This is a genomic window from Acidovorax sp. GW821-FHT09A11, assembly GCF_059418365.1.
Genome location: NZ_JBWKPS010000018.1, coordinates 1 through 17,005 on the forward strand (window position 1 = coordinate 1; position 17,005 = coordinate 17,005).

Annotated in this window: 16 protein-coding genes and 1 pseudogene; 5 read left to right on the plus strand and 12 right to left on the minus strand. The window is 69.3% G+C overall.

Going from position 1 to position 17,005, the window contains the following annotated elements:
• Positions 1-183: pseudogene (locus AC07PV_RS24435) on the plus strand (hypothetical protein); the annotation flags it as partial.
• Between the two features lie 15 nt (positions 184-198).
• Positions 199-3,354, plus strand: coding sequence for an efflux RND transporter permease subunit (locus AC07PV_RS24440; RefSeq protein WP_218297641.1), 3,156 nt, complete (start codon positions 199-201; stop codon positions 3,352-3,354).
• Positions 3,355-3,451: 97 nt separating this feature from the next.
• On the opposite strand, the gene AC07PV_RS24445 is transcribed toward AC07PV_RS24440, so the two are convergent.
• From AC07PV_RS24445 to moaA, 6 genes are all read right to left on the minus strand, one after another.
• Positions 3,452-3,784, minus strand: coding sequence for a thioredoxin family protein (locus AC07PV_RS24445; protein WP_218341613.1), 333 nt, complete (start codon positions 3,782-3,784; stop codon positions 3,452-3,454).
• Positions 3,785-3,885: 101 nt separating this feature from the next.
• Positions 3,886-5,244, minus strand: a complete 1,359-nt coding sequence (gene moeA, locus AC07PV_RS24450; protein WP_218341614.1) for a molybdopterin molybdotransferase MoeA — start codon at positions 5,242-5,244, stop codon at positions 3,886-3,888.
• A 19-nt stretch (positions 5,245-5,263) separates the two neighbouring features.
• Entirely contained in the window at positions 5,264-5,809 is a 546-nt protein-coding gene (locus AC07PV_RS24455; protein ID WP_494631556.1) for a GNAT family N-acetyltransferase, read from the minus strand.
• A 17-nt stretch (positions 5,810-5,826) separates the two neighbouring features.
• Positions 5,827-6,483 carry a molybdenum cofactor guanylyltransferase MobA gene (gene mobA / locus AC07PV_RS24460; protein ID WP_494631557.1) on the minus strand — a complete coding sequence of 219 codons (657 nt, stop codon included), beginning with the start codon at positions 6,481-6,483 and terminating at the stop codon, positions 5,827-5,829.
• Between the two features lie 31 nt (positions 6,484-6,514).
• Positions 6,515-6,898, minus strand: coding sequence for a DUF6713 family protein (locus tag AC07PV_RS24465; protein WP_369642774.1), 384 nt, complete (start codon positions 6,896-6,898; stop codon positions 6,515-6,517).
• Positions 6,899-7,022: 124 nt separating this feature from the next.
• Entirely contained in the window at positions 7,023-8,162 is a 1,140-nt protein-coding gene (moaA, locus tag AC07PV_RS24470) for a GTP 3',8-cyclase MoaA (RefSeq protein WP_492245459.1), read from the minus strand.
• A 166-nt stretch (positions 8,163-8,328) separates the two neighbouring features.
• On the opposite strand from moaA, the gene AC07PV_RS24475 reads away from it, so the two are divergent.
• The gene (locus tag AC07PV_RS24475) at positions 8,329-9,171 is read left to right on the plus strand and encodes a type IV pili methyl-accepting chemotaxis transducer N-terminal domain-containing protein (protein ID WP_218341618.1); all 843 of its coding nucleotides are present in this window, start codon (positions 8,329-8,331) and stop codon (positions 9,169-9,171) included.
• A 34-nt stretch (positions 9,172-9,205) separates the two neighbouring features.
• Here AC07PV_RS24475 and AC07PV_RS24480 read toward each other — a convergent pair whose 3' ends face one another.
• The 6 genes from AC07PV_RS24480 to AC07PV_RS24505 form a co-directional block, all read right to left on the minus strand.
• On the minus strand, positions 9,206-9,880 hold the full coding sequence (locus AC07PV_RS24480; protein WP_492255478.1) for a hypothetical protein: 675 nt from the start codon (positions 9,878-9,880) through the stop codon (positions 9,206-9,208).
• Complete coding sequence (locus tag AC07PV_RS24485) at positions 9,877-10,851, minus strand: bactofilin family protein (protein WP_492245462.1); 975 nt, start codon at positions 10,849-10,851, stop codon at positions 9,877-9,879. Before AC07PV_RS24485 ends, AC07PV_RS24480 begins: the two co-directional genes overlap by 4 nt.
• A gap of 389 nt (positions 10,852-11,240) precedes the next feature.
• Entirely contained in the window at positions 11,241-12,002 is a 762-nt protein-coding gene (locus AC07PV_RS24490; RefSeq protein ID WP_218297631.1) for an SDR family oxidoreductase, read from the minus strand.
• A 58-nt stretch (positions 12,003-12,060) separates the two neighbouring features.
• On the minus strand, positions 12,061-12,678 hold the full coding sequence (locus AC07PV_RS24495; RefSeq protein ID WP_494631559.1) for a DUF2889 domain-containing protein: 618 nt from the start codon (positions 12,676-12,678) through the stop codon (positions 12,061-12,063).
• 356 nt (positions 12,679-13,034) lie between these two features.
• Positions 13,035-14,468 (minus strand): aldehyde dehydrogenase family protein, encoded by a 1,434-nt coding sequence (locus AC07PV_RS24500; RefSeq protein ID WP_218341622.1) that lies wholly within the window; start codon positions 14,466-14,468, stop codon positions 13,035-13,037.
• A gap of 104 nt (positions 14,469-14,572) precedes the next feature.
• Positions 14,573-15,277 carry a Crp/Fnr family transcriptional regulator gene (locus tag AC07PV_RS24505; protein WP_492245465.1) on the minus strand — a complete coding sequence of 235 codons (705 nt, stop codon included), beginning with the start codon at positions 15,275-15,277 and terminating at the stop codon, positions 14,573-14,575.
• 150 nt (positions 15,278-15,427) lie between these two features.
• On the opposite strand from AC07PV_RS24505, the gene AC07PV_RS24510 reads away from it, so the two are divergent.
• Positions 15,428-15,952, plus strand: a complete 525-nt coding sequence (locus AC07PV_RS24510; protein WP_218297627.1) for an Mpo1 family 2-hydroxy fatty acid dioxygenase — start codon at positions 15,428-15,430, stop codon at positions 15,950-15,952.
• Positions 15,953-16,121: 169 nt separating this feature from the next.
• Positions 16,122-17,003, plus strand: coding sequence for a bile acid:sodium symporter family protein (locus tag AC07PV_RS24515; protein ID WP_218341624.1), 882 nt, complete (start codon positions 16,122-16,124; stop codon positions 17,001-17,003).
• The last annotated feature ends 2 nt before the right edge of the window (positions 17,004-17,005 follow it).

Here is a 17,005-nt window from a genome sequence, read left to right on the forward strand (position 1 = left end):
TGCTCCGCGGCGGGCATGCCCGCCGCGCAGCAGCCGTCGGCCGCCGTTCCCGCCCCCGTGCCTGTGGCCGCGGCGCCTTCGCCGGCCCTGGTGGCCCCGCTGCCCGGGGCCAGCCCCTGCCAGCTTGCGGGCGCATCCGGCAAGGCGGTGCCATCCGGCCCGCGCCCCGCGCGCGATCGATGAAGCACCAGGACTGCCATGCAACTCGCTGAAATATCGATACGCCGGCCGGTCTTTGCGACCGTGCTGTCCCTGCTGGTGCTGCTGATCGGCGCCGTGAGCTTCACGCGCCTGTCGGTGCGCGAGTACCCCAAGATCGACGAGCCCGTGGTGACGGTGAGCGTGCGCTATGCGGGCGCCTCGGCGGAGGTGATCGAGTCGCAGGTCACCAAGCCGCTGGAGGATTCCATCGCCGGCATCGACGCGGTGGATGTGATCACCTCCATCAGCCGCCCCGAGCAGAGCCAGATCAGCGTGCGCTTCCGCCTGGAGAAGGACGCGGACAACGCGGCCGCCGAAGTGCGCGACCGCACGGCCCGCGTGCGCAACCGCCTGCCCGACGCGGTGGACGAGCCCGTGATCGCCAAGGTGGAGGCCGACGCCTCGCCCGTGATGTGGCTGGCCTTCAGCAGCGACACCCGCACGCCGCTGGAGATCAACGACCTCGTCAACCGCATCGTCAAGCCGCGCCTGCAGACGGTGACCGGCGTGGCCGACGTGCCCATCTATGGCGAGCGCAAGTACGCGATGCGGGTGTGGCTGGACCCCGAGCGCATGGCCGGCTACCGCCTGACCACGCAGGATGTGGAAGACGCCATCCGGCGCAACAACCTGGAGCTGCCCGCGGGGCGCATCGAGTCGCAGCAGCGCGAGTTCAGCGTGACATCGCAGACCGACCTGGCCACGCCCGGGCAGTTCGCCGAGGTGGTGATCCGCACCGTCAACGGCTTTCCGGTGCGCATCCGCGACGTGGCGCGCGTGGAGGAGGGCGCGGCCAGCGACCGCAGCCGCGTGCGCCTGAACGGGCGCGAGGCCATCTCGGTCGGCGTGATCCGGCAGGCCACGGCCAACCCGCTGGAGCTGTCGCAGGGCGTGCGCGCGATGATGCCCGTGCTCAAGGACGACCTGCCCTCGGACATCGTGATCGACGTGGCCAACGACAACTCGCTGTTCATCGACCGGTCCATCAAGAGCGTGTACTCCACCATCGCCGAAGCCGTGGTGCTCGTGGCGCTGGTGATCTTCGTGTTCCTGCGCACGCTGCGCGCGTCCATCATCCCCATCATCACCATCCCGGTGAGCCTGGTGGGCAGCTTCGCGCTCATGTCGCTGGCGGGCTTTTCCATCAACACGCTCACGCTGCTGGCGCTGGTGCTGGCCATCGGCCTGGTGGTGGACGACGCCATCGTGATGCTGGAGAACATCTACCGGCACATCGAGGAAGGCCTGGACCCGTTCTCCGCCGCCATCAAGGGCGCGCGCGAGATCGGCTTTGCCATCGTGGCCATGACGCTCACGCTGGTGGCCGTGTATGCGCCGCTGGCCTTCACGCCCGGCCGCACCGGGCGCCTGTTCGTGGAGTTCGCGCTGGCGCTGGCCGGCGCGGTGGTGGTGTCGGGCTTCGTGGCGCTCACGCTGTCGCCCATGATGTGTTCGCTCCTGCTCAAGCACAACCCCAAGCCCAACTGGTTCGACCGCTCCATGGAGCGCTGGCTCACGGCACTGTCGGACGCCTACGGCCGCCTGCTGCGCTGGATCGTGACGGCGCGCTGGGGCGGTCAGGGCGCGGGGCGCGGCGGCATTCGTGGCGCGGTCTTCCAGGCGCGCTGGATCGTGATCGCGGTCATGGCGGTCAGCGGCGCCGCGCTGGTGGTGGTGTACCCGAGCATGCGGCAGGAGCTCTCGCCGCTGGAAGACCGGGGCACGGTGCTCGTCAACGTCACCGCCCCCGACGGCGCCACGCTGGACTACACCAACCGCTACGCGCTGGAGCTGGAGAAGGTCGGCCGCGAGTACCCCGAGTTCGACCGCATCTTCGCCAACATCGGCAACCCCACCGTGGCGCAGGGCAGCGTGATCTACCGCACGGTGGACTGGGAAAACCGCAAGCGCACCACGCTGGAGCTTGCGCGCGAGCTCCAGCCCAAGGTGGGCAACCTGCCGGGCGTCAGCTCGTTCCTCATCACCCCGCCGTCGCTGGGCCAGGGGTTCCGGGCGCGCCCGCTCACCTATGTGATCCAGACCTCGGACAGCTACGAGAACCTCAACCAGGTGACCACCGCGTTCATGGCCGAGATCGCCCGGAACCCCGGCATCATCGGGCCCGACATCGACCTGCGCCTGAACAAGCCCGAGCTGCGCATCGAGGTGAACCGCGAGCGCGCGGCCGACCTGGGCGTGAGCGTGGACGTGGTGGCCAAGGCCATCGAGACCATGCTGGGCGGGCGCACGGTGACGCGCTACAAGCGCGATGCCGAGCAGTACGACGTGATCGTGCAGACGGCGGCCCGGGGCCGCACCACGCCCGAGAACATCGACACCATCTACGTGCGGGGACGCAACGATTCGATGATCCCGCTGTCCAGCCTGGTCAAGGTGCGCGAGAGCGTGAGCCCGCGCGAGCTCAACCACTTCGGGCAGCGCCGCTCGGCCACCATCACGGCCAACCTGTCGCCCGACTACTCGCTGGGCGAGGCGCTCAAGTTCATGGATGACACCGCCGCCAAGGTCATCCGGCCGGGCTACACCACGGATCTGAACGGCACGTCGCGCGAGTTCAAGAGCTCACAGGGCGCTTTGGGCATCGTGTTCGTGCTGGCGCTGGTGTTCATCTTCCTGGTGCTGGCGGCGCAGTTCGAGAGCTTCATCGACCCGCTGGTGATCATGGTCTCGGTGCCGCTGTCGATGATCGGGGCACTGCTGGCCCTCAAGTGGAGCGGGGGGTCGCTCAACGTGTATTCGCAGATCGGGCTGATCACGCTCGTGGGGCTGATCACCAAGCACGGGATCCTGATCGTCGAGTTCACCAACCAGCTGCGCGAGCAGGGCATGGAGATGGTGGACGCGCTGGTCAAGGCCTCGGCGCAGCGCCTGCGCCCCATCCTGATGACCACGGGCGCGATGGTGCTCGGCGCCATCCCGCTGGCGCTGGCCTCGGGCGCGGGGGCCGAGACGCGCACGCAGATCGGCTGGGTGATCGTGGGCGGCATGTCGCTGGGCACATTGCTCACCATCTTCGTGGTGCCCACCATGTACACGCTGTTCGCGCGCCGGGCCGTGCCGGGCGCGAACACGGCGGTGGCGGCCGAGGAGCCCGCGCATCCGCTGCACCCGCATGACTACGTGGCCAAGTAGCGCCCCTCCCGGTCCGGGGCGCCGGGCGCGTGCATGAGGAACGGATGAAAGGAAAGCCCCCTCGGGGCTTCTTTTCGTTCAGGGCGCCCGGGCGTGGTCAGGCCGGCCCCGCGTTCGCCTGCAACGCATCCAGCACCTCCTGCAGGGCCTGCGGCCGCACGAGGCGCGCCACTTCCTGCCCGTTCTTCAGGAACACCAGCGTCGGCCACAGCTTGACCCCAAAAGTGCGGCCCAGGCGCTGGCCGGGGCCGTCTTCCACCTTGATGTGCGCCACGTCCGCGCGGCCCTTGAGCGCCTGCTCGATGAGGGGCTGGGCCCGCTGGCAGTGGCCGCACCAGGGCGTGCCGAACTCGACGACGGCCGCGCCCGGCAGGCGGTCCACATCGTCGCGGGAGGGGGGCGTGGCAAGGTGCTGGGCGGCGTAGGTCATGGGCAGAGTCCACGGAGGGAAATAAAAACAAATGGAAGGCAGTGGGTTCCAGACTAGCGGGACAGGGGTGGACGGGTACCGGCCCGGTACCCGTGGCCGTGTCAGATCACGCCGTCAAAGAGCATCACATCCACCGCGTCGCCCACCGCCACATTGCCCTGGCCGTGGTGCAGCACGATGAGCCCGTTGGCCTGCACCATGGAGCTGAGCACGCCCGAGCCCTGGTTGCCCGTGGTGCGCACCTGCAGCGTGCCGTCGGCGGCGGTGGTGACGGTGCCGCGCTGGTACTCGGTGCGGCCGGGTTTCTTGCGCAGGGCTTCGGTGCTGGTGGCGCGCACCAGGGGCGGGGCGGTGTGTGTGCTGCCCATCATGCGCAGCAGGGCGGGGCGCACGAAGGCCAGAAACGTCACCATCACGGCCACCGGGTTGCCGGGCAAGCCGAACAGCACCGCGCCGTTGTGGGATTGTTTGCTATTATTTTGGTAGCTATTGGCGCTTGCTGGATCAGCGCCAGAGGCTGTTTTTTCCTCAAATTCCGTGGCGGCGATGCTCCCTGCGGCCATGGGGCGGCCGGGCCGCATGGCGATGCGCCAGAAGGCCACGTCGCCCAGCTTTTTCATCATGGTGCGCGTGTGGTCGGCCTCGCCCACGCTCACGCCGCCGCTGGTGATGATGGCGTCGGCGCGCTGTGCCGCGTTGCGAAATGCCGCCTCCAGCAGCGCGGGCTCGTCGCGCACCACGCCCAGGTCGATCACCTCCACGCCCAGGCGGGTGAGCAGGCCGAAGACGGTGTAGCGGTTGCTGTCGTACACCGCGCCTTCGCGTGGGGCTTCGCCCAGGCTCAGGATCTCGTCGCCGGTCGAGAAATACGCCACGCGCAGGCGGCGGAACACCGTCACCGTGGGCAGGCCCAGGCTGGCCACCAGGCCCAGCGCGGCGGGTGCCAGCAGCGTGCCCTGGGCCAGCGCAACGCCGCCTTCCAGGAGGTCTTCGCCCTTGAAGCGGCGGTTGTCGCCGGTCTTGAGCACGCCGGCCGCGATGGTGATGTGGCCATCATCGGCTGCGGCCGTGGTGAACTCCTGCGGCACCACGGTGTCCAGGCCCGGGGGCATGATGGCGCCGGTCATGATCTTCACGCAATCGCCCGCCGCCACGGTGCCCACCCAGGCCTTGCCCGCCAGCGCCGTGCCCACCACCCGCAGCGTGAGGGGCTGCCCTGGGGTGAGTTGTGCGCCGGCGAACGCATAACCGTCCATCGCCGAGTTGTCGTGCGGGGGCACGCTGAGGGGCGAGACGACGTCCCGCGCCAGCACGCGGCCCAGGGCGTCGAAGAGGGGGAGCTCTTCGGTGGCGGTCACGGGCTCGACCAGCCGCTGCAGAAACGCATTCACGTCGGCGGCGCTCAGGGCCTGCGGGTCGTAGCCTTGCAGTTCGGCGGCAATCTGGGCAATGGTTTTCATGGGTCTCAGTAGCTTTCAATCAGTCGTGCAGCACGCGCACCATGTGCAGCTTGTCGAAGCCCACGCCGTCCACCACGATGGCGTGGGGCAGCAGGCCCCAGGCGCGGAACCCGGCCTGCTCGTACAGGCGCACGACGTGCGTGTTGGAGGCGGTGACGGTCAGCACGAGCTGGGTCAGCCCGGGCACGCGGCTGGCGGCCTCCACACAGGTGGCCACCAGTTGCTGGCCGATGCCCTGGCGCTGCGCACGGGGCGCCACCATCATGCCCACCACCACGGCGCAGTGGCGCTGCTTGGCGCGCTGTTCGCGTTCACAGCCCAGGCAGCCGAGCAGTTGGCCCGTGGCGTCGAAGGCCCCCAGGAAGAACTGGCCGGATTCCAGGGTGCCAAAGCGCGTCACGTACTCGCTGGCATCGCGGCCCACCGAGGATTCGTAGTCGGAGGTGAACGCATCCGGCGCCGTGCGCAGCGCCTCGTCGCGCAGGGCCTTGTAGGCCACGGCATCCGCGGCGGCCAAGGGGCGGATCTGTACGGAGCTGGTGGCCGGAAACGGGCGCGTGTTCATGGCGGTTGGGGGGCGCGTCAAGCCTGTGAGGCCTGTGGGGCCTGCGGTGTGCTGGTGCTCTCCAGCGCGTGCAGCTCGGCCAGCGTATTGGCGTTGAAGAAGGCCTTGGGGTCATCGCCCGGCTGGTCGAAGGGCACGATGGCGCAGTGGTGCTGGCCCGTCCAGGCGTCGATCTTGCGGCCGCCGGCCTGGGTGAAGGCGACCAGGCTTTCGAGCAGGTCCACGCGCAGCAGGCAGAGCACCGGCTGGGTGCGCACGCTGGTGCGGCCCGTGCCATCGTCCTCGGGCGCCGCGGCCATGGCGATGTCGGCGTCCTGGGCGTCCGCCGCGGCCGCCAGGCGCTGGGCCAGGTCCAGCGGGAACAGCGGGGTGTCGCAGGGCACCGTCAGCAACCAGGGTGTTTCGCAACGCTCCAGCCCGGTCAGAAAGCCCGCCAGCGGGCCGGCATAGTCGGCCAGCACATCGGGCCACACGGGGGCGCCAAACGCCTCGTAGGCCGCGAGGTTGCGGTTGGCATTGACCATGGTGGCGCCGGTCTGCATCTGCAGCCGCATCAGCGTGTGCAGCGCCAGCGGCAGGCCGCGAAAGTTCTGCAGGCCTTTGTCGACGCCGCCCATGCGGCTGCCGCGTCCGCCTGCGAGCACGAGGCCGGTGATGTCTTGGGTTTCGATCATGGGGGTGGGCGATGGGGTGAAAAGCAGGGTGCTACAGCGGCTGCCGGGCACGCAGCGCGGTCAGTTGCAGGCACGAAAGGACGGCCGTGCAGGCCAGCAGGCCCAGGGACACGGGTTGCGCGAACGCCCCGTGCCCCAGGGCAAAAAACAGGCCGTGGATCGCCACGGTCAAGGCTCCCAGGCAGGGCATGAGCTTGTAGAAGGCCAGGGCCGAACGGCCGTCGCCCCGGGCGACCTGCGCCTGGGCATACAGCACCAGCGCAATGATGGGCAGGTTGAGCAGCAGGTTGACCTGGTTGCCGCCGGGAATGTGGAACAGCTCCCACTCATGCCAGTACGCGGCGTCGATCTGGTGCGTGACCAGGACGGTGGCATTGGCCAGGAACAGTGCACGGTGCGTGGATTGAAGGAGCATGGGGTGGGTGTGGGCAAGAGGTGAAGGCCGCGGCCACCCATGGTGCCTGAAAACCGTCGGCGCCCGGACCATGGCGCGGGGCGGGGGCTCCGCAGGGCCGAGATGCACGGGGCCGGCCCCACCGCTAGCCGCCGATATAGCTCATCTCCACCCGCCGCGCGCCACCCTGTGTGGTGTCCGCCGGCAGGCTGCTGCGCAGCTCCGAATAGCGGTCGCCGCGCTGTTGCCAGATGGGGGCGATGGCCGAGGCGATCGCTTCGTCGCTGGCGCCGCCGCGCAGCAGGGTGCGCAGGTCGTAACCCTCCGAGGCAAACAGGCACAGGTAGAGCTTGCCTTCGGTGGACAGGCGCGCGCGGTTGCAGTCGTGGCAGAAGGCCTGGGTCACGCTGCTGATCACGCCCACCTCGCCCAGGGCGGGGTCGTACTGGCCTTGTGCGTTGGCATAGCCCCAGCGCTCGGCGGTCTCGCCGGGGCTGCTGGGGTCGAGCTGCACCAGCGGCAGCTCGGCGCGCAGGCGTTCGATCAGCTCGGCCGAGGGCAGCACCTCGTCCATGCGCCAGCCGTTGGTGGCGCCCACGTCCATGTATTCAATGAACCGCAGCGTGGTGCCAGTGCCGCGAAAGTGGCGCGCCATGGGCAAGATTTCATGGTCGTTGGTGCCGCGCTTGACCACCATGTTGACCTTGATGTGCGACAGGCCCGCCGCGTGCGCGGCTTCGATGCCCGCCAGCACGTCGGCCACCGGAAAGTCCACATCGTTCATGCGGCGAAAGATCGTGTCGTCCAGTCCGTCCAGGCTCACGGTCACGCGGTTCAGGCCCGCATCCTTCAAGGCCTGGGCCTTGCGCGCCAGCAGCGACCCGTTGGTGGTGAGGGTGAGGTCGGGCGCCAGGCCGTCCACCGTGCGCAGCTGGGCCAGCTGGGCCACCAGCGCTTCCAGGTTCTTGCGCAGCAGGGGCTCGCCGCCGGTCAGGCGGATCTTGCGCACGCCATGCGCCAGGAACAGCCGCGCCAGCCGGGTGATCTCCTCGAAGCTCAGCAAGGCACCGTGCGGCAGGTAGGGGTAGTCCTTGTCGAACACTTCCTTGGGCATGCAGTAGTTGCAGCGGAAGTTGCAGCGGTCCGTCACGCTGATGCGCAGGTCGCGCAGCGGGCGGCCCCGGGTGTCGGTGAGTTGGCCCGTGGGGGCCACCGGGTGCGTGGGCACCCGCGCCGCCAGTGCGGCGATGCGTTGGTCCACCAGGGGAATCACACGTTCGGCCATGGGGTGATTTTGCCGCAAGGGGCCCCGCGGAGGGGCAAGCCCCTGCGCGCGGAGTTGATCGCGGTCAAGTTCTGCCCCGGCGGCGGCGTGGCCCGCCTTTGACATGGCGCAGGGCGCTCTGGATGTTGCATTGCAACAATACGGCATCCGATTTCAGGGGATTCCCATGCCAGTTCGTGAGTTCTTCGCCGACGCCCTGCCATGTCAGCGCCGCGTGGCGGTTCAATGGGTGGCGGCGGGCATCCTGCTGCCCACCTGGGGCCACAGTGCCCAGGCGCAGATAGGGCTGTCGGGGGCCATCAACTATGCGGGCTGGTTCCGCGCCCTGTCGCAGCGGATGGCCAAGGCCTATTGCCAGCAGTACCTGCAGGTGCTGCCGGGGGCGGCGGTGGATGTGATGGGGCTGGCGCGCAAGATGGTGCAGTCGGGCAGCAGCGAACTGGCGCGGGGCCTGCAGTCGGGGCGCTGGCCGGCCGACGTGGGGCGCCAGCTGGAAGAAGTGCAAAAGCAGTTTGCCCTGCTCAACCAGTTGACCGCCGTGCCAGCCACCCAGACGGCGCTGGTGGTGGCGGCGTCCGACCAGGCCGACCGCACGCTGCTGGTTTCCCAGGCCGTGACCGAGTCGATCGAGAGGCTGGCGCAGGCCCCCAGCGCGCGGCTGGTGAACCTGGCGGGCCGCCAGCGCATGCTGTCGCAGCGCCTGGCCAAGAACTACTTTCTGCACGCGGCCAAGGTGGAGTCCAAGGTGGTGCAGGCGCAACTGGCCTCCGACGCCGCCGACTTCCGCCAGGCACTGCAGACGTTGAAGGCGGCGCCGGTGTCCACCCCCGCCATCCGCAACGAGCTGGAGCTGGCCGACTCGCAGTGGCTGTTCTTTGAATCGGCCCTGCGCCGCCCGGCCGATGACGTGGGGCTCAACGCCGTGGCCACCACCAGCGAGCGCCTGCTGGGCGTGATGGACAAGCTCACCAACCTGTACGAGGCAGCCCTGCGCGAGGTGCTGGGCTGAGCGTCCGGGGGCAATCCGGCCATCCGGCCCCCCATCAGCCGCTGCAGGCCGCGTGCTGCGTGAAGTCCGCCAGGCGGCAATCGCGCCCCACCAGCACCAGCCGGGTGTCCAGCGCGTCGAAGAATCCCGGGGGTGGTGGCAGGGGCAGGCGCTGCACGCGTTTGTGCGCGTCGATGCGCACCGCCGCCAGCTCATAGTCGCGCGCCAGGGCCATCCACAGGCCGTGGGCCCCGGCGGACTGGCGTGCCCCGGTCATGAGGCTGCGGCCCGAGTCCAGCCACCAGCGGTAGATGGCGGAGGCAATGCCCATGCGGCGGTAGCCGTCCACCACCTTGGTGTGGGGCGCGCGCAGGTGGCGGTCGGTGCGGCGGTCCACCTCGACCAGACGGTTGAACACGGTGTAGGCCACGATGCGGTTGCGCTGCGGGTCGATGGCGTAGACAAAATACTCGCCGTCGGCTTCGCGCAGGCGCAACTCCAGCCCGTGCAGGCGCAGGGGCAGCGCGCGCATCGCGTCGCGGGTGCGGTGGTTGGTGCGGATGCGTTCGTGCAGTGCGTCGAACTCGCGCTGGATGTCGCGGCCCGACAGGTCCACGTCGATGCGAAGTTCGGTCAGCAGGTGGCCCAGCGCACCCAGCCAGCCCCGGCCGGCCGGGGCACCGGGGGCGATGCGGGGCGCGAGGTGCAAGGCGCAGGCCCCGGGCATCATGGCGTGTGCCCCTGGCCATCGGTCCAGCAGCCGCTCAGCAGGCGCGCGGGCTGCTCACGGGCGCACACCCGGGCGCTGTGGGGCCAGTCGGGCAGCGGCACCACCAGGCCGGCATACACGCCATAGGCTTCACCCGCCGCGATGGTTTCCCCCGCCGACAGGCTTTCGCCCGCGCGGATGGCCCCTCCTGCGTGGATGCGCCCGCCCGCGCGGACGCCCGAGCCCACCTGCAGGTGGCCGCGGCAGTCCACGTCGCCCGCCACCTGCAGGCCGTGCGTGGCCTGCACGGCCGCGTCGCCGTGCAGGTGGCCGCCCACCTTGATGCCTCCGCCGCCGTCCAGGGCGCCTGCCACGCGCAGGTCCTGGCCCACCGTGCAGTGGCCGCCGATGTGGGCCGAGGCGCCAGCGTCCAGCTCACCGCCCACGCGCAGGCCGCCCGTGCACTGCAGCCGCTGCGCCACCACCAGGGAGCCGCCCACGCGCGCGTCGCCGTGCAGCCGCACGCTGCCCTCACAGCGCAGCGCGCCCGCGACGCGCAGGTCTTCTCCCACCCGCAGCGCACCGCCCACCCGCAGGCCACCCAGCACGCTGAGGCTGCGGCCGGTGCGCAGCACACCGTCCACGTCGGCGCTGCCCTGGCACCGCACGCTGCCGGCGAACACCAGCGCGTCGGCCTCCAGATGGTCCACCTCCAGCACGTCGTTGGTGGGGCCGAACTGGTCGAGCATCCAGCAGGCGTCCTCCACCCGGCCTTCGCGCACCAGGTCGTCCAGCAGGGCCTGGTAGTTGCTGGCGCCCTCCTGGCGGCGCAGGTACCAGCGGTAGCCGTCGGCGCAGGGCCGTTTGGCGCGGATGAAGTGGCGGGTGATGTCGGTGGCGGCCGTCAGGCCGGCAGCGGCTCCGTCGGCGGGGTCGTGGCGCGCGGGGGGGCACGGGGCGAGCGATATCTCGCCGGAAGGGAACGGGGGCATCAACACTCCTCAAGGCTGCCCCGGGCCGTGGCCTGGGCGCAAGCAAGCGCCTGGGGGATGGGCCCGGCGACAGGAGGTGCGCGAAAGAACGTGGGGGAGAGGGTGTCGCCGGGCTCAGGAGTCTGCAGCAAGCGTGCAGACCCGGCGGTCGCCGGCCTGGAGGGTGGCTTGCGAGCGCGCGGCACGGCGCAGCGGCGCGGTGCCGCTGGGGGTCGTGACGGGAGAGGCGCTTGCAAACATGGATGGGCGGCACTATAGGCAGCTGCCCTGCAACCGTCAATCAATCCGCACCTTCCTGGTGCGGCTTGTGCCTGCGCGGGGCGGCCTCCGGCGGCCTTGCAGGTGGCGGGCGCCCGGGCGCGATCCCTTGCGAGACCGCCAGCAGGTGACTACACGCAGCGCCCGCCGTCCACCTCGATGCACACGCCGCTGACGAAGGACGCCTCGTCGCTCGCCAGGTACAGCGCGGCGTTGGCCACGTCGAGCGCGGTGGAGAAGCGGCCCAGCGGGATGGTGGCCAGGAACTTGGCGCGGCGCGCCTCGTCCACCGGGCCGCCCGCGAACTCGGCGGCCAGGCCGGTGTCGGGGTTGAACACGGGGTTGATGCAGTTCACGCGGATGTTGTCGGGGCCCAGCTCGGCGGCCATGGACTTGCTGGTGATGATGACGGCGCCCTTGGAGCCGTTGTACCAGGTCAGGCCCGGGCGGGGGCGCAGGCCGGCGGTGGAGGCGATGTTGATGATGCTGCCGCCACCGGCCTGGCGCAATGCGGGCACGGCGTGGATGGCCGACAGGTAGATGCTCTTCATGTTGATGGCATAGACCTTGTCGAACTCGTCCTCGCTCACTTCGAGCATGGGGCGGTTGCGGTGCGTCCAGCCCGCGTTGTTCACCACCACGTCCAGGCGGCCGTACAGGCGCACGGCCTCGTCCACCATGGCCTTCACTTCGGCGGACTTCGTCACGTCGGCCTTGAAGAAAGCGGCCGTGCCGCCTGCCGCCGTGATCTCGGCCACCACGCGCTGGCCTCCTGCCTCGTTGATGTCATTGACGATGACCTTGCCGCCCTCTGCGGCCAGGCGCTTGGCGATGCCTTCGCCAATGCCGTTGCCGGCGCCGGTGACGATGATGGATTTGTTCTGCACACGCATGGGTGTCTCCGATGGGTTGTGGTGAGATATATCAAAATTGATAGCTGCCAGCGCTTATTCAACCAGCGCTAGAGCCCGATGGGGCTGAAACTTCAGTGGCAGGGGCCGTCGGGGCGGCCGGGGCGGATGCCTTGGGGTCCCGGCCATGGAACTGGGGGAAAAATTCCTTCACGCCGCTGCCGTTGAAGTCCCACCCCGTGCACTGGCCCAGGTGGCGCGGCGGCTCGTCGGGGTGGCTGGCGGCAAACACCGCAGGCACCGACTGGAAGGCCGCCGTGGCCAGGTTGAACAGCAGTTCGCGCAGGTGTGTGCAGCTTTCCACGCCGCCCAGGTGCTTCTGGATGGCCTGGCGCCAGCCGCGCGCCATGCTGCAGCCCACCATGCGCTGCAGCGCCGCCTGGGCCTCGGTGCAGCCTTTGAGCGGGTGCGAGTCCATGGACACGTCCACCGCCTGCACCACCAGCTGGCGGTTCACGGTCACGCGCAGCCACATGTGGTGGATGGCCTCACCCGCCAGGCGCGTGCGCGTCGGGTCGCGGTGCGAGGGGGCGTCGTAGGCCTTGCTGTCGTGCAGCTCGCCCTCGATGTCCCACAGGCCATCGTCGCGTTCAAAGCCCTGGTAGTTCACCCGGCGGACATGCTTCAGGGTGCGGGGGGCGGGGGGGCTCAGGGGCATGGAGGAAGAAAAATCGTCGTACAGAAGCAGCCGAGGTTAGCGGGGCCTGCCCGTGCCGTCGTGCGCGGGCGGGACACTGAGAACGTGTTCACGATCTCGCAGGGGATCGCGTTGGAGCGCAATCGGGATGAGTGGATGCTTCGGATGCGCCGCATGGGCTCATGCCCATGCAAGCAGCCGAGGCGCCCAATCGCCCGATTTCGCTCCAACCCTTCGGGCAGTGGTCTTTGCGGGCAGTCTGCGGCGTTGCGGCGCTTGCCAATAGCCGAGCTATTGGCTGTCCACCGCGCCTTGCATCCCATCCCGCAAAAACCACTGCGCGACCCCTGGGAGATCGTGAACACGTTCTAAGGCCTTCAACCGTACTTGATGGCGACGGTCTTCAAGGTGGTGAAGCCGTACAGCGCCTCAAAGCCCTTTTCGCGCCCGTAGCCGCTGGATTTGACGCCGCCAAATGGCAGCTCCACACCGCCGGCCGCGCCGTAGTTGTTGATGAACACCTGGCCGCTGTGCACGCGCTTGGCCATGCGGAACTGGCGCGCACCGTCGCGCGTCCAGATCCCGGCCACCAGGCCGAACTGCGTGGCATTGGCGAGTTCCACCGCATGGTCCTCGTCCTGGAAGGCCATGGCCGACAGCACGGGGCCGAAGACTTCTTCCTGCGCCAGGCGGTGGCCCACGGGCACATCGCGCAGCAGCGTGGGGGCTTGGTAGTAGCCGGTCTCGGGCGCTTCGTCCACCACCACGCCCTGGGCCACCATGGGGATGCCGGCCACCTGCGCGTCGGACAGGAAGTCCCACACGCGCTGCTGCTGCGTCTGGCGGATCAGCGGGCCCACGTCCAGGTCCATGGCGGCGGGGCCCACGCGCAGCTTTTCAAACGCCTTGCCCAGGCGTTCGAGCAGGGGTTCATAGATCAGCGAGTCGATCAGCACGCGCGAGCCCGCCGAGCAGGTCTGCCCGGCGTTCTGCACGATGGCGTTGATGACCACGGGAATGGCGGCGTCCAGGTCGGCATCGGCAAAGATGATCTGCGGGCTCTTGCCGCCCAGCTCCAGCGTGACGGGGCAGTGGCGCTCGGCGGCCACCTGCTGGATCAGCGTGCCGATCTTGGGGCTGCCGGTGAAGCTGATGTGGTCGATGCCGGGGTGGCGCGCCAGCGCGTCGCCCACCTCGTGGCCGTAGCCGGTGACGATGTTCAGCGCGCCGGAGGGGAAGCCCACCTCGGCCGCCAGCTGCGCCACGCGGATCAGCGACAGGCAGGCGTCCTCGGCGGGCTTGACCACGCAGACGTTGCCCGCCGCCAGGGCGCCGCCCACGCTGCGGCCGAAGATCTGCATGGGGTAGTTCCAGGGGATGACGTGGCCCGTCACGCCGTGGGGTTCGCGCCAGGTCAGCACGCTGTAGCCGTCGGGGTAGGGAATTGTCTCGCCGTGGAACTTGTCGCACGCACCGGCGTAGAACTCGAAGTAGCGCGCCAGCGCAATGGCGTCGGCGCGTGCCTGCTTGGTGGGCTTGCCGCAGTCGCGCTGCTCCAGGGCCGTGAGTTCGTCGGCATGCTCCAGGATCTTGGCCGAGAGCTTTTGCAGCAGGCGGCCGCGCTCCACGGGCGCCATCTTCTGCCACACCGCGTGGTAGCACTGGCGCGCCGCATGCACCGCCGCATCGATGTCGTCGGCGTTGCTGCGCTGGATTTCGTCGAAGGTCTGGCCGTCGGACGGGTCGATCACGGGGATCGTGCGGCCCGAGGCGGACGGAACCGAGGCGTTGGCGATGTAGTTCAGTTGCATGGCCGTCATTTTGCCCGGAAATGGAATGTGTGCTTACTATTTGTATGAAAAATGGCTATGGCGCTTGATGGTAAAGCGCTGGTTGCTATATATTTAATAGTAATTCAATAGCAGGTGGCCCGCAGCGCCGCCAGGTCCAAGATCTCCACCTCGCCACGCTGCACGCGCACCAGGTGGCGCGACTCCAGGTCCTTGAGGATCTGGTTGGTGGTCTGGCGCGAGATGGCCAGCATCAGCGACAGCTGCTCCTGCGAGATGCCGATCACGCGGCGCGACTGGCCCTCGGCCGTCCACTGGCCGTAGCCCTCGGCCATCATCACCAGGCGGCGTGCCAGGCGCTGCGGGGCGGGCAGCAGCGCCAGTTCCTCCATGGCCACGAAGGCGGTGCGCAGCTTGTCGGTGAGCAGCAGGGCCAGCGCATGCCAGTGTTGCGGGTGGGCCTGCAGCCAGGCCTGCAGCCGTTCGTGCGGCACCTGCAGCAGCGTGCTGGCCTCGGCGGCATGGGCGTCGTGGGTGCGCGCCGAGCCGTCGAACACCGAGATCTCGCCAAACCAGTGCGGCGGCTCCAGCCGCGTGAGCAGCGCAGCGCGCGCCTCGTGCGCCCGCCCGCCCGTGCCCGAGATGCTGATGGCCCCGCGCACCACCGCGTACAGCCCGCAGGGCGCGTCGCCGCGCAGGAACAGCACCTCGCCCGGCTGCAGCTGGCGCAGGTGGGCCATGGCGATCAGCGGCTGGGCAAAGTCCGGCGGCAGGTGGGCAAACCAGCGGCCGGACTGGAGAACGGGCAGGTAGGCGGCGGGGTCGGTCATGCGGGGAGGGCGGGGCGCGCGCGGGGCGGAAGGAAGGGGCTGAAGGGGAAGTGCTGAAGGGAAGGGGGCTTTTTGTCGTGTGTACGACAGACGTTGCGGCCCCTGCGGGGCGACCATTGATCCTGCTCAAAACAATACCAGGAGACACCCATGAAAACCCTGATCGACCACCTGGCCCAGTACGCCGACTACCACCGCGACCCGCGCAACATCCACACTCACTTCGTGGGCGTGCCGATGATCATGTTCGCGGTGGTGGTGCTGCTCTCGCGCCCCGCGTGGGCGGTGGGCGGCCTGCCCCTGACCCCGGCGCTGTTCTGCGCGCTGGCCAGCAGCGTCTTCTACCTGCGGCTCGACCTGCGTTTTGGCCTGGCCATGGCGGCGCTGCTGGCCGCGATGCTGGTGGTGGCGCAGTGGGTGGCGCTGCAGTCCATGGCCGTGTGGCTGGCCACGGGCATCGGCCTGTTCGCCGTGGGCTGGGTGATCCAGTTCGTGGGCCACCATTACGAAGGCCGCAAGCCCGCGTTCGTGGACGACCTCGTGGGCCTGATCGTGGGCCCGCTGTTCGTGGTGGCCGAGTGGGCCTTCGCGCTGGGCCTGCGCAAGGAAGTGCAGGCCGCCATCGAACTGCGCAGCGGACCGGTGCGCCTGCGCACGGGCCAGGCGGCGGCCTAGGGGCACGCCGCTTTTCCCGCCCGCCTCGCTGCCCCTTTTTCCTTCTCTTTCTCTCTCTCCTTGTCGTCCGGTCGCGGCACTCCGCCCATGGCGCCCTTGTGGCGCCGTGGGCATCGCCGTTTCCACCCGCTTTGAACGGAGCACGGCCCTCTGCGGGCCGTGTGTGCACATGAGCTTTGTTTCCATCCTTCCCACCCTGCTGTTCATTGCGCTCGGGCTGGTCATGTTCGGCCTGGGCCTGTCGCTCACGGTGGGCGACTTCAGGCGCCTGCTGCAGCATCCGCGCGCGGTGCTGCTGGCCCTGGTGCTGCAGGTGCTGGTGCTGCCGGCGGCGTGCTACGCCCTCATCGTGCTGCTGGGCGTGGCCCCCGTCTACGCGGTGGGGCTGATGCTGCTGGCGGCATCGCCCGGCGGCGTGTCGGCCAACCTGTTCAGCCATCTGTTCGGCGGCAACGTGGCGATGAACATCTCGCTCACCGCCATCAACACCGTGCTGTCCATCGCGAGCCTGCCGCTCATCACCAACTGGGCCATCGACACCTTTGCCCGCACGGGCCAGGTGGTGCCGCTGCAGTTCGGCAAGGTGGTGGAGGTGATCGTCATCGTGCTGGTGCCCGTGGTGCTGGGCATGGCGGTGCACCGGCGCGCGCCGGCGTTCAGCGCACGCATGGAAAAGCCCATGAAGATCTTCAGCGCCGTGGTGCTGGCGGCGTTCGCGCTCATCGCCATCGCTAAGGAGTGGACGGCGCTCGTGGAGTCCTTCGCGGGCATCGGCCCGGCCGTGCTGCTGTTCAACGCCATCAGCCTCGCATCGGGCTACTACCTCGCACGCGCGGCGGGGCTGGACAAGTCCATGGCCACGGCGATCAGCTTCGAGATCGGCATCCATAATTCCACGCTCGCGATCTTCATCGCGCTGTCGGTGCTCGGCAACTTCCAGCTCGCGCTGCCCGCCGCCATCTACTCGGTCAGCATGTACCTCCTGGCCACGCTGTTCGGCATGCTGGTGCTGCGCCGCCCTGGCACGGCGGCCGCGGCCAAGGTGGCGTGAGC